The organism is Mycetohabitans sp. B46, assembly GCF_037389205.1.
Classification (GTDB): domain Bacteria; phylum Pseudomonadota; class Gammaproteobacteria; order Burkholderiales; family Burkholderiaceae; genus Mycetohabitans.
In genome coordinates, this window is the sequence record NZ_JADBGL010000003.1 from 147550 (window position 1) to 159741 (window position 12192).

The 12192-nt window shown below is 59.6% G+C and carries 15 protein-coding genes, 1 pseudogene and 1 riboswitch; of the genes and pseudogenes, 11 read left to right on the forward strand and 5 right to left on the reverse strand.

All coding sequences use genetic code 11. From position 1 onward, the window contains the following. Positions 1 to 3: 3 nt before the first annotated feature. Positions 4 to 681 (reverse strand): protein TolQ, encoded by a 678-nt coding sequence (gene tolQ / locus IHE30_RS04705; RefSeq protein ID WP_337689269.1) that lies wholly within the window; start codon positions 679 to 681, stop codon positions 4 to 6. A gap of 45 nt (positions 682 to 726) precedes the next feature. Next, positions 727 to 1203, reverse strand: a complete 477-nt coding sequence (ybgC, locus tag IHE30_RS04710; protein ID WP_443193598.1) for a tol-pal system-associated acyl-CoA thioesterase — start codon at positions 1201 to 1203, stop codon at positions 727 to 729. Between the two features lie 162 nt (positions 1204 to 1365). Next, a riboswitch (ZMP/ZTP riboswitch) is annotated at positions 1366 to 1464 on the forward strand. Positions 1465 to 1616: 152 nt separating this feature from the next. On the opposite strand from ybgC, the gene glyA reads away from it, so the two are divergent. The 7 genes from glyA to IHE30_RS04745 all read left to right on the forward strand — a co-directional run bounded on the left by glyA (position 1617) and on the right by IHE30_RS04745 (position 6510). Beyond that, on the forward strand, positions 1617 to 2864 hold the full coding sequence (gene glyA, locus IHE30_RS04715; protein WP_337689270.1) for a serine hydroxymethyltransferase: 1248 nt from the start codon (positions 1617 to 1619) through the stop codon (positions 2862 to 2864). A gap of 18 nt (positions 2865 to 2882) precedes the next feature. After that, positions 2883 to 3377 carry a transcriptional regulator NrdR gene (gene nrdR / locus IHE30_RS04720; RefSeq protein WP_337689271.1) on the forward strand — a complete coding sequence of 165 codons (495 nt, stop codon included), beginning with the start codon at positions 2883 to 2885 and terminating at the stop codon, positions 3375 to 3377. A 237-nt stretch (positions 3378 to 3614) separates the two neighbouring features. After that, on the forward strand, positions 3615 to 4160 hold the full coding sequence (locus IHE30_RS04725) for a GspH/FimT family pseudopilin (RefSeq protein ID WP_337689272.1): 546 nt from the start codon (positions 3615 to 3617) through the stop codon (positions 4158 to 4160). Continuing rightward, positions 4144 to 4623, forward strand: a complete 480-nt coding sequence (locus IHE30_RS04730; protein WP_337689273.1) for a hypothetical protein — start codon at positions 4144 to 4146, stop codon at positions 4621 to 4623. The genes IHE30_RS04725 and IHE30_RS04730 overlap by 17 nt, the downstream gene beginning before the upstream one ends. Before the next feature lie 68 nt (positions 4624 to 4691). Further along, on the forward strand, positions 4692 to 5471 hold the full coding sequence (locus IHE30_RS04735) for a PilW family protein (protein ID WP_337689274.1): 780 nt from the start codon (positions 4692 to 4694) through the stop codon (positions 5469 to 5471). After that, positions 5468 to 5995: a pilus assembly PilX family protein gene (locus tag IHE30_RS04740; protein WP_337689275.1), complete on the forward strand. Its 528-nt coding sequence runs from the start codon at positions 5468 to 5470 to the stop codon at positions 5993 to 5995. Before IHE30_RS04735 ends, IHE30_RS04740 begins: the two co-directional genes overlap by 4 nt. Continuing rightward, on the forward strand, positions 5965 to 6510 hold the full coding sequence (locus tag IHE30_RS04745; protein ID WP_337689400.1) for a type IV pilin protein: 546 nt from the start codon (positions 5965 to 5967) through the stop codon (positions 6508 to 6510). The genes IHE30_RS04740 and IHE30_RS04745 overlap by 31 nt, the downstream gene beginning before the upstream one ends. Before the next feature lie 82 nt (positions 6511 to 6592). Here IHE30_RS04745 and IHE30_RS04750 read toward each other — a convergent pair whose 3' ends face one another. The 3 genes from IHE30_RS04750 to IHE30_RS04760 form a co-directional block, all read right to left on the reverse strand. Further along, complete coding sequence (locus tag IHE30_RS04750; protein WP_337689276.1) at positions 6593 to 7072, reverse strand: DUF3318 domain-containing protein; 480 nt, start codon at positions 7070 to 7072, stop codon at positions 6593 to 6595. Then, positions 7069 to 7461: a phage holin family protein gene (locus IHE30_RS04755; RefSeq protein ID WP_337689277.1), complete on the reverse strand. Its 393-nt coding sequence runs from the start codon at positions 7459 to 7461 to the stop codon at positions 7069 to 7071. The genes IHE30_RS04750 and IHE30_RS04755 overlap by 4 nt, the downstream gene beginning before the upstream one ends. A gap of 121 nt (positions 7462 to 7582) precedes the next feature. After that, positions 7583 to 7885, reverse strand: a complete 303-nt coding sequence (locus IHE30_RS04760; RefSeq protein WP_337689401.1) for a DUF883 family protein — start codon at positions 7883 to 7885, stop codon at positions 7583 to 7585. Between the two features lie 388 nt (positions 7886 to 8273). On the opposite strand from IHE30_RS04760, the gene IHE30_RS04765 reads away from it, so the two are divergent. The 4 genes and pseudogenes from IHE30_RS04765 to IHE30_RS04780 all read left to right on the forward strand — a co-directional run. Beyond that, positions 8274 to 8417 (forward strand): hypothetical protein, encoded by a 144-nt coding sequence (locus tag IHE30_RS04765; protein ID WP_337689278.1) that lies wholly within the window; start codon positions 8274 to 8276, stop codon positions 8415 to 8417. 944 nt (positions 8418 to 9361) lie between these two features. Beyond that, complete coding sequence (locus IHE30_RS04770; protein WP_337689279.1) at positions 9362 to 9820, forward strand: copper chaperone PCu(A)C; 459 nt, start codon at positions 9362 to 9364, stop codon at positions 9818 to 9820. A gap of 533 nt (positions 9821 to 10353) precedes the next feature. Further along, the gene (locus tag IHE30_RS04775) at positions 10354 to 10533 is read left to right on the forward strand and encodes a hypothetical protein (protein WP_337689408.1); all 180 of its coding nucleotides are present in this window, start codon (positions 10354 to 10356) and stop codon (positions 10531 to 10533) included. Positions 10534 to 11278: 745 nt separating this feature from the next. Continuing rightward, positions 11279 to 12010 (forward strand): annotated as a pseudogene (locus tag IHE30_RS04780) (lytic polysaccharide monooxygenase); the annotation flags it as partial. Positions 12011 to 12192: the final 182 nt, after the last annotated feature.

Sequence of the window (12192 nt, forward strand, 5' to 3'; positions counted from 1 at the left end):
CCGTCAGTGAGCCTGTCGTTGCAGGATATTCGAGAATTCTTCGATGAAGGTCTCGAAGCGGATCGACAGGCGGTCGATGTCGTGTGCGTAGCGATTATAGGCGACCACCGCCGGGATGGCCGCGAACAGGCCGATGGCGGTGGCGACCAGCGCCTCCGCGATGCCGGGCGCGACACTGGCCAGCGTCGCCTGCTGCACGTTCGCCAGCCCGCGAAACGCGTTCATGATGCCCCAGACCGTTCCAAACAGGCCGATGTATGGGCTCACCGAGCCGACCGACGCAAGAAATGCTAGATTGGCCTCGAGCGCATCCATTTCGCGCTGGAACGCGGCGCGCATCGCGCGGCGTGCACCATCCAGTATCGCACCGGGTTCGGCGACGCGTTTTTCCTTGGCTTTCAGGAATTCACGCATGCCTGACTCGAAGATTCGCTCAAGGGCGCCAATCGTATGACGATTGTTTGCCGCGCTCTGGTAAAGCGACTGCAGCTCTCCACCCGACCAAAAATCGCGCTCAAACCATTCAGTCTGCGCGCGGGCGCGACGGATCGAGAACCATTTGCGGAAGATAAAAGTCCAGGACAGGAGCGACAGCAACAGCAGCAGCGCCATGACGGCTTGCGCTAGCAGGCTTGCGTTTAATACGAGCGGAATGATTGAAAGGTCTTGTGCGTTATTCATGGTGATTCATGGGGTGGACCGGATCGGCTCACGTTCTGTGCAGTGTCAACGCATATCAGCGTGCGAGCGTTGACAGCCCGCGTCGCGCGGGCCGCTCAGCAGCGCCTGGCGTACAGTGTCAGGCAGTGGCACGGGCCGAATTGTCGCGCGCTGGACGCAGGCCACGCGGATCGTGCCGGTGGACAGCACCTTGCCGTCGCAGCTTGCCTGTTGGTAAAAATCGACCGAGGCGGGGCCGAGCCGCTCAATGCGGCTCTCGATGATGAGCACATCGTCCAGGCGCGCCGGGGCACGGTAGTCGAGCGCGGTGTTGCGCACGACGAACATGACCTGCTGGGTGTCGGCCAACCGTCGCTGGTCGATGCCGCATGCGCGCAGCCATTCGGTGCGGGCCCGCTCAAAGAACTTCAGGTAATTAGCGTAGAAGACAATGCCGCCAGCGTCGGTGTCCTCGAAATAGACGCGTACCGGCCACGTAAAGCCGGGCTGGGCTGCTGGTTCAGGCGAGATCATGTTCATCATCCGCGGGATTCTACCGGAACGCGTGTGGCAGTCTCGCATAATGAACGGTGTCGCGCTGCGTCTCAGCAGCCGCGACGTCGCAATGAGGAAAAAATGAACGGCCGTTTTTTTAAATGCTACGTTCAGTTGCCTATTCAGCACCCTTCCAATACACTAATGCGCCTAACCCTGCGTAACTGGCGATAGCGACTTTCAAGTCGGAGGTGGAACGACCACCGTGAAGCGCGGGGTGCAGTCTTGCCGTTCGCCTGGGCAGCCGTGATCCGGTCGCAGTCGTTGCGTCACCCGGGCTGTCCTGTCCTTGCGTCATCGGAAGTCTTTTTCCACTAAGCCATTCCAGGACCGTATCTTTGCCGTGGGTGCGACAGTGCACCGATTCGGTCAATCGTTTGAACATTGAAGGGAGCTGACGCATGTTTGACAAAGCCGAGCAAACCATTGCGAACGTCGATCCACAGGTCTGGCAGGCGATTCAGAACGAGAACCGCCGGCAAGAAGACCATATTGAGCTGATCGCGTCGGAAAACTATACGAGCCCGGCGGTGATGGCGGCCCAGGGCTCCCAACTGACCAACAAGTACGCCGAAGGGTATCCCGGCAAGCGGTACTACGGCGGTTGTGAATATGTCGATATGGTCGAGCAGTTGGCGATCGAACGGGTCAAGCAGCTGTTTGGCGCGGAGGCGGCGAACGTACAACCTAATTCGGGTTCGCAGGCCAATCAAGGGGTGTTTTTCGCGGTGCTCAAGCCGGGCGATACGATCATGGGCATGAGCCTCGCGCACGGCGGCCATCTGACGCACGGCTCTCCGGTCAACCTGTCCGGCAAGTGGTTCAATGTCGTCAGCTACGGGCTGAACGAGAACGAGGACATCGACTATGACGCAGCCGAGCAGCTCGCGCAGCAGCACAAGCCGAAGCTGCTCGTGGCGGGCGCGTCGGCGTTCTCGCTGCGCATCGACTTCGAGCGCCTGGCACGGATCGCGAAGTCGGTCGGCGCGTATTTCATGGTGGATATGGCGCACTATGCGGGACTGATTGCCGCCGGCGTTTATCCGAACCCGGTGCCGCATGCCGACTTCGTGACGACGACCACGCACAAGAGCTTGCGTGGTCCGCGTGGCGGCGTCATCCTAATGAAGGCCGAGTACGAGAAGGCGGTCAATTCAGCAATTTTCCCGGGCATCCAGGGCGGTCCGTTGATGCACGTGATTGCGGCGAAGGCCGTCGCGTTCAAGGAAGCGCTGGCGCCGCAGTTCAAGACCTACCAGCAGCAGGTCGTGGACAACGCGCGCGTGCTCGCCGAAACGCTAGTCAAGCGTGGCTTGCGGATCGTGTCCGGCCGCACCGAAAGCCATGTGATGCTGGTCGACCTACGGGCGAAGCAGACCACGGGCAAGACTGCGGAGGCCGCGTTGGGCGCCGCGCACATCACCGTGAACAAGAATGCGATCCCGAACGATCCGGAAAAGCCCTTTGTGACCAGCGGCATCCGGCTCGGCTCGCCGGCCATGACCACGCGCGGTTTCGGTCCCGCCCAGGCCGAGCAGGTCGGCAATCTGATTGCCGATGTGCTGGACAAGCCGGACGACGCGGCAACGATTGAGCGGGTGCGCGGCCAGGTTGCCGAACTCACGCGCCAGTTCCCGGTGTACAAGTAAGCCGCGGGACGAATCGTCATGCGCTGCCCGTTTTGCCGGCACGACGACACTCAGGTGGTGGATTCGCGCGTGTCGGAGGACGGTGCAGCGATCCGCCGCCGCCGCCGCTGCCCAGCTTGCGACAAGCGCTTCACGACATACGAGCGGGTCGAACTTGCGCTGCCGACGGTCGTCAAGAAGGATGGCACGCGAGTCGAATTCGATCGCCGCAAGATTCTGTCCAGTATGCAGCTTGCGTTGCGCAAGCGGCCCGTGGCCGCCGAGGCGATCGACGAAGCGGTGGCGCGTGTCGAGTACCAATTGCTGGCATCCGGCGAGCGCGAGGTGCGCAGCGAACGGCTCGGCGAGCTGGTGATGGACGCGTTGCGTAAGCTCGACAAGATCGCCTACGTGCGTTTCGCGTCAGTGTATAAGCGCTTTGAGGACGTGTCCGAGTTCAAGAATTTGATCGATGAGTTCGGTCGATCCGCAGCCGGCGCGCCCAGTCCCACATCGCGCAAACGGCAGTCATAGGCGCTTCTGACGGCGTCATCGCGTTTCTCATCCTATATCGCTGTTCCACCATTGAGCCGCATGGCGTGTCGTTCGACGTGCTGTGGCTGAAGATCCGCGACGCGAAGCGGTTGCAAGCGCGTGGTCCGGCGGCGCCGGCCATTCGGTCAATTGTTGCGCGCCGTGCGCCGTCCTACAGTGTTCGTTAATCGCAGCGCATCGGGCGTTGCGTGTCGCGGGCATCCAGGAGACGTGACGGTGGAGCGATATCGAGCCGCGCGGCGGCGCGGATTCATGCTGGCCGAGATCTGTACGGTCATGGCGATTTCATTGGCGTTGGCGGCATGGGTGATCCCATCGCTCGACGAATGGCGTTCGCGTGAGCAGATTCGAGCGGTAGCGCGTGCATTGGGGCGCACGTTGTCATTGGCCCGCAGCGAGGCCGTGGCGCGGCAGGCGCCGGTGACGGTTTGCCGCTCAGATGGCGCGGGCCAGTGCATCTTACCCGGCCGACCATGCGCCACGGGCGCGCTGGACTGGTCCTGCGGCTGGCTGGTGCAGGCCCGGCAGCCTGGTGTCGGCGCGCGGCCGATCGTGCTACACGCACAACCGGCTGTGAGCGATGTGACGATCGCCGGCAGTACGACGGAGATGAGATTTCTGCCGCCCGCCGGCTTATCCGCTGGCAGCTTTCGCGGCTTTGCGGTGCGTGCGGCGCGCGCGTCACCGCGTATTGCGGCGTTGCATGTTCGCCTTGCGGCAGGTGGCCGTGCGTTGATCCGTGCCGATGCGTATCGCAAATGAGTTTCGTGCGCGGCTTGCCGAGCCGGCTGCGCAGGGTCAGCGCGGTCCAGCCTACGGTCCGGGCGCCGTGGCGGGTGCCACGATGATCGAGGCCGCGATGGCCACTGCATTGGCCGCGGTGGCCATCGTGAGCGCGGGCGCGGCGTGGCAGGCGATGGTGCGCTCGGATCAGACTTTGTCGAATCGCATGCGAGCGGCGTTGATCGCGGACGCCGCGCTCGAACTGATGCGCGCCGGACACCCGCAATCCGTGGCGCTCGCGCACGCGAGTCGGGATGCGTCACGCCAATTGCTCGACGGTACCGTGACGGTGGAACGCGATCCGGACGGTGCCGACGTGCTGACGCTCGAATGGTCGGAACTGGCTGCCGACGCGTCGCAGCGGGTGGCGGCGTGCCGCGGGACGATCGTGCCGCCCGACGGATATGTGCGCCGCTGCCTATCGCTGGGCTTTCTCGAATGATCAGCGTGTCACGCAGACGTGATGGGGGGCATACGCTGGTGGAATGGCTCCTTTCATCGACCATTGGCATGATGCTCACGCTCTTGCTGGCCGGGACGTACGGCGTGCTCAGCGGGACGGCCGGTCGTGTTGACGAGACTCGCCGGGCCGCGGCCGCCGGCCAACAGGCGCTGGAAATCATAGTGGCGCACGCCAGGCTTGCCGGAATGCCGCAAGCTTTCCCACGGACGTGGCGCGCCTCAACGGCCTCCACGTCGACGCGGGCCGTCGAAGCACCCGATGCGCCCGCCGCGGATGAAACGATCCGAGACCCGCCGATCTTCGGTTGTGAGCGCGGCATACCCGAGCGCGAGCAAGCTGGGCGGTGCCGCGCGGTCATGCATGACTCGGACGGCGTGGTTTTTCGGTATGCGGCCGACCCGGTGGCGACCTGGCCATCGAAAGACAACTGGCCCACCGATTGTCTGGGCCAGAACGTGACGGGCGACACGATTGCGGTGCGTTTCTATGTTCAGGCGCGTACGCCCGACCAGCCGGAGCTTTATTGTCGGGGCAATGGTCACGACGCGACGGCACAGCCGTTGGTCGATAGTATCGAGCAGCTGCGGTTGTCCTATTGGCTTGCCGGTGCCCACGCCGCGGTTCGCGCGTCGTCGTTATCCGAGCCGGACTGGCGTCGTATCGTAGCCATTGATGTCTGCGTCGTGTCGCGTGGACCGGTGGCGACGCGTCCGACGGCCTACCTCGACTGCGACGGCAAACGGGTGATGCCGACCGATCGACGAATTCGTACCGCCTGGATGCGCCGCGTGGCGATTCGCAACGCCGTTGCGGGCGGCGCGCGATGACGCGCGCGTTGCTCGCGCAGCGTGGCAGCGTGCTGCCGCTCGTATTGATATTCGCCGTCGCGTTGACCGCACTGCTCGGCTCATCGTTGGACGCGGTGCGCTCGACGGCGCGCATGGAGCGTGGACTCATCGCGCATATCGAAGCCTTTCATGCGGCGGATTCGGCGCTGCGATGGTGCGAACGTTACGTGGTGACACATGCGCTTGATATCGGTGCACCGATCCCCCGTGTCATACCGAGCCCGCAGGCCACGCCCGGATGGCATCAGCGCATGCTATTCGACGGGGAGGCCGGTAGCGCGATACAGCCGGTGCGTCGCTGGCGTGCCGGCGGGCGGGCGCCGCAGTGCCTGATCGAGGCGGTGAACGTCTCGGAGGCTGGCGCGGCCGCTTATCTGCTGACCGCGCGAGGCTTCGCGGTCGATGAGGAGAGCGAGATATGGTTGCAGGCGATCATGCGGGTTGGCCAGACGCAGCGGACGGTGCGTACTGGATGGCGGTTCGTGGCCCGCAGGCCGTTTTAAGCATAAGCACGGTCCGATGCCGGGGCATGACGCTGGTTGAACTGGCGGTGGCATTGGCGCTTGTTGCCATTCTCGCAACGTATGCGTTGCCAACGTATCATGAGCAAATGCGTCGCAGTATGCGGGTAGCCGCCGTCAGCGCCGTTTATCGTGCCGCTCACCATGTCGAGATCCAACTCGCACAGCGTACGCAAGCGCTTGGCGGGGTTGGCATCGCCACGGATCCCGCTGTCCTTCCAGCGGAACTCGGGCGCGTGCCGCCGGGTGCGCGCGCCGCCTATGCGCTGCGGGTTATCGGCGCGACGCGGTCCAATGGCGGGTACTCCGTGGTAGCCGAGCCGCTGCACGACGGTCCGATGGCCGACGATCACCTGTGCGGTGCATTCAAGCTCGACGCCACGGGGCAGCGAAGCAATGCCGGCGCTGGCGGAGCCGTGGGCGGATCCGCCAGCACGTCGGACTCAGTGGGTATTCTTTCGCAATGGCACGAGCATGCGCATTGCTGGACTCGATGATGCGCACACCGCGCCGGCGTAGGTGTGACGCTACGCCATTCCAGCGCGTCAACGCGCGGCAGTTGTGCGTGGTGTGAACGTCTTAAGTGCCTCGGTGGGCATCGCGCGAGCGCGCGGCTAGGCCGGCACGCTTCGCTGCGGCCGCTGACACCCCACGTTGCGGACGTACCGCTTTCCACAGCTTGTAGCCGCGCCACGCGATGGCACCCACCGCGGTCCATTTCAGCAACGGTTTGGCGTTGCGCATCACCACGCGACGTACGGGGCCGGAGAACGCGGCCGACGCGATCGAGCCGAGCACCGGATGCTGGCCCAGCAATGTGCCGATGGCCGGAAGCCGGCGCAATGAGCGAAACCGGCTGATGCCGGGTATTAGCCCGCTGAGCCAACTGAACTTTGCGACGCCTCGGCGCAGTTCCTGACCGGCTTGGGCGATGTCCAGCCGGTCGAGATCGGCGCGCGCTAGCAAAAGCTCCTTGCGGATCGCTCGCACCTTAGGGTCGCCCGACCCGCGCACTGAAGCCGGTTGGGCAAGACGGCCGTTGGAATGGGGATGGTTCATGGTGATGGCTTGCGGAAAATGGCACGGTCCTTGTCGAATTCGGCTAGCGTTTCCTCGAAAATCAAAGGCGCGCGCCGAACGCCCGAACGCGCCTTGTGCACGCAGACGAGTGCCGCGATAACGTATAGCACGGTAAGCATAGCCAACGCCTGCCATCGATACGTTTCCCAGAATGCCGCGGCGATCAGGACGGTCAGGGTGACCAGCGCCATCGTCGCAAACATCATGGCTGCGAGGCCAGCGAACAAGACGCCGAGTAGCCGCTCCTTTTCTTCCGCAAGTTCGATACCGACCAACTCTAGGCGTGTTTGAAGCAGGGAAGAAACCGATCCGATCAGGCGTCGCAGTGAACTGTGAATCGGCAGTGGCGATTGAGTGTCGTGGCTCATCAGCAGATTGCGCAGGGCGCGGCAGGCGGGAGGTTCAATCAGCCACCGCGTCGCGCAGAGGCGAGACGCGGTGGCACCAGGCATTGGCAAGGGCGACGCGCAGGCGTCGTCGCACCCAGCCCTACTTGCGGTTGATCAGCAGTCCGATCAACACGCCGACACCGGCGGCGACGCCGATGGACGTCCATGGATGATCGTGGACGTAATCGTCCGTGGCACGGACCGCCTTCTTGCCTTTTTCGACGACCACCACCTGCACATCGGCCGCCTTTTCCTTTGCTTGCTTCAGACGCGTCAGGGCCTTTTCGCGCAATTCAGTCGCGCGTTCACCCGTCGTGCTTGCTGCTTGCTTGAGCAAGTCCTCGGCGTCCGACAGGACGGTTTTGATATCCGACATTAAATTCTCCTTGTTAAGTTCTGTCATGACTGCTCCTGCGACAAACTTGCCGTCACCCATATCGTAACGGAACTGTGCAACCATGGCGAGCGCGCTGGCCGGCTCTGTCCGGATGGGAAGGCCTCCTAGCCATGTAAAAGCTGCCCGGGCTATGCCGGCTCCGGACAGAGTGTTATCCCTTGCCGCATCGAGTAGTGTGCATGCCCACCTGATTCAGCCAAATTTCATTGCAAACCAGACACTGAGTGATCGACGGCATGCGGCAAGGGCAAGCGCAATGTTAAGCGTATCGGCGTGCCGTCGAAATGCCCGCGTGGCTGTGCTTTCAAAATAAAGCAGAATTCAGACCTGCTAGTGTCGATAACGAACCAAACGAGTAGCCCTCAACTGGCACTGCCCGCGAACACACCTGACCATGCGCCGCGGACACACGCTTGCGCCAGTGTGGGCGGTGCCGTTAGACGCGCTGCAGTGGGGCGATGTCGCGGACCCCACGCGCGAGCATGGCATGATGACGGTCCGATGGCGCGTGCGCGGTAAGCTGCCGCAGCTGGCGTGATATGCGCTCGGCCTTGCAAGCTTTGCAATGCGAGCGGCACGGTAGTTCCCGGAAAACCCTCCGAGACGAGAAGTAGCATTTTCTCAATGCGGGCGTTCCACCGAATGAAGCAGTTGAGATTTGAGGACAGCCAGATCATGGATGCGCTCAAGTGCGTGGTGGTGGGGGTGGCGGTACCGGAGCTGTGCCGGAATGAGGCATCAGCACGGCGATGTTTGACCAATGACACTCGAAGTCTGGCGGCATGGATGTGTCGCTAATCGCAGGTCCTGGGCGGATTGACGCTAAACAGCGGTTGGCCACGACTGCTTAGTTTCTACTTCTGAACCCTGGGGAAAACGGAGGGTTACTCCATCCACATCGGCGATAGTCGAGCGCGGCGCTTTTGCACGTTCAAGTCCAGTCAACGCGCAGATCGCCGCTAGGAATACGCTGCTTGCTTTATGCAGGTTGATCTAATTAGCAAGCGCCACATGTATTACGAATTACGACATGCGCCGAACCTTACTGGGTTGAGAACGACTGAATATTTAGTAGTCAACGATCAAACTCAGAAGCCGCTAAAAGGTGCGATGTTGGTGCGGGCCGTGCGCAAGGAAAAGTAAAGCTTAGGCTGCGGCGTGATGAGCACAAGAAACACGCGGCTCGCTTTCAAGTGAAACCACCAAAGTCAGTAAATTTAACACGGGCGCTCTGTATAGTGGGCTCGCCACACCTTGGTCAAGCTAGAGGTGTTGGCTAAGCACCACACTATCGGATTATCTATTTGTACAATTTGACCGCGATGGATACGCTGTCATTGCAATGTTTAGCCATTTAGGCGCTTACATATATTAAACTCAACAAGGAGGTGCGCGAAATAGGTTAAAGCTAAAATGCAATCGCCGAATGAAATGTTCGATTTAAGCAGGTCTTTTAATCATTCATCTAAATAGGAAAAAATCATGAGAGTGCTTGCTCTGCTGTTAACTAGTGTATTGACTTGGCTTTCTCCTATCTCTGCATCTGCCAAAACGCCTGTGTCGACTGACATCACGGCAGCGGAAAAGTCAGTATGGGTGCGCTGGCTACCCAATGCATTACCTGCTGCTGGCTATATCACATTGGTAAACAGTTCCGATCAGCCGTTTGAGGTCGCGAAAATCAAAAGTCCAGATTACAAAGAAATCACAATTTATCAAACGGTAACGGATTCAGAATCTAGCAAAATGGTTAAATTGGATAAATTTACCATCCCGGCAAAAGGTGAGTTCGCGTTCGTTCCTGGTAAGTATCATTTAATGTTTCAAAAACCCACCCGTGTGATTACTCCAGGTGACAGCGCTAGGGTTATTTTCTTTCTTTCAGATGGCAAAGTTTTTAAAGTAAGAATGCCAGTACGCACATCACCGGAACTTTATTAAAGAGTATGCGGATATTGCATAGTCAGACATAGTGCAATATGTGTCCCAGGGAGGTGCACAATTAAGGTCATTGTGTGCCTCCCGCAGGCCAGCTTGGCGCGGTACCAGAGCCCGGCAAGACGGCGCACCGATCGTGCCTTGAATTCGGCATCCCGCTCACTCACCGGTATCTATGCCTCCCTTGCAAAATGATGGCCCCGCTTTAGGTGGTGTGCGCGGAAGCTAGAAACCTTGCAAAGACGGCAGGCATATTCCTCTTTTAAGTCTTGTATTAGTCGCGCTCTGCGTAAAAGCAAAAGCAGCGCATAATGCGTGCGTTTCTGTTTGATTTTTTGACTGGTGCATCGATCAGTGCCTGATGGCGACAACCCTGTGTCGCGACGTAAAGCTAAATAGCCAGCTTTGAACAATCCACCCAGGCCTACACAGCGAGAGTGGGAAGCTGAAACGGTATTGTAGGAATGTGTAGGAATGGCAAGAGACAGGCATATCGATATGAGTTTGCTGCAAATTTCGACGAGGTTTGGAGGGGTTTGAAGACGCTAGTGCCAGAGGGGAACCGCCAGCCGCTGCGCGGACAGATCAACTTGAAGCATCCGATGGTGCAGTTGGCCGATCTGATCGATTGGGAAATGATTGATATCCCGGATGCCGACGCGCTCCAATTCGTAGAAGGCAATACGAGCGGGCGTGACCTCGCGAGTGCCTGCTGATCTGGCGTAGTCGTAGAACCTGGCGTACACGCAAGCGCCTTGCACGGGAATGGCGAAATCTCACGTCTGAGTTGGCGTGGTAGCGGCATTGGCCAGGTCCGCGTCGGGAAGGCGAGGCGCCAAAACCGATGATGCACGGACGTGAAAAGTCAGACTCCCCCGTAGTAGCGAAGAAGCCTACGAACAAGGTCGGGAAACCGGCCGCACAATGGCCAGATCGCCGATTTGCTGTCAATCACTCGAGGTGGGAGCCGAATGCCTGCATTAGGCACGTTCGGATCTAAGCGAAGGCCGCACTCGTGTGCGCGCGACTCATGCGTGCTTGTTGGCTCATAAAAATTTCTTGCGAAAGTAATATGCCTGGTCTACAGTGAGTTCCAAAGCAAGCCGCAAACTTACTATATTTAGAGAAGTAAGCCGATGGAGTCGCTTCGGTGCGTAGTCAACTAGAAGAAAAACGGGTGATTGGCTGAAAAATCGCAAAGCGCCACGAGACTGATATTGAGCACGAGAGAGTGAGCCACACGCAGCAGTGCGACTGGAGCAACACATCGAGGGCCTGCATTACTCAGCGTGTTTAGGTCAGCTTGCGTGGAGCTGGCGGCAAGCGGGCAAGGAGTGAATCGGCGTATCGGGTAGGTACGTCGGTTGACTATTGCAGTGGTGTTAGGCGCTGTAGCTATCGCCTAACTCTATTTGGGAGCGGGTGCGGTACAAGCTGAATTTTTATCTCAAGGAGAAAGCGATGAGAAGAAATTTAGGGCGTTCTAGCCTAGGCTGGCGTGCGACTTGGCTATGGTTAGCGGGGATGGCAGGCATAAGCGGTATGGTGCAGGAAGTGAGCGCGCATGGCGCGGTAGGTTTTCCAATCGCTCGACAGTATCAATGCCATTTGGACGGAGGCTATTGGTCGCCATCAGACGGCTCCGGTATTCCGAACGCTGATTGCCTGGCCGCCTATCGCGCAGGCGACAACAGTCCTTACCCGTTTGTGCAGTGGAACGAGGTCTCCGCCAATCCAACGAATCCCGAGGATTTTGACGAGATCAAACGGGCCGTGCCCGACGGGCTACTGTGCGCGGGAGGCGACCCGCGCAAGCAAGGGCTGGACCGTGCACCAACGACTCTTTGGCGTAAAACTAAAATTACCCCCAAAAATGGTGCGATAGAGCTGGCCTGGGAAAATACGACAGCGCATAATCCTTCGCGCATGCGTGTGTTTATCTCTAAGCCCTCATACGATCCGACTCGGCCACTCAGCTGGTCTGATCTTGACCTGATTTACGATGCACCCGCTCCGGTTCCGGTGCCGGCTAATGGCGCAGGCCATTTGCCGAATGTACAGTCATTTTATAAACTCAACGTTCCTATTCCGGAAAACCGTGTAGGTGATGCGATTCTTTACAGCTACTGGCAGCGTATAGATGCAGGTAACGAGGGTTTTTTCAATTGCAGTGATGTAACGATCGTGCGCGAGTAAGCAAGCACACCAGCGTTGAAGTGGGCTGAGCTGGCGCTCTCTGAGCGTCCAGCTCTGTGCTTCGTGGCATGTTCCACTTAGTGAAATACAGCTTCCTATTCCGAAATCGAACGCCGCTTAAGCATTCAAAAGCAGAGAAATCTTGAAGAGAATTAGGGGAATAATTTTAAGGCGGCGAC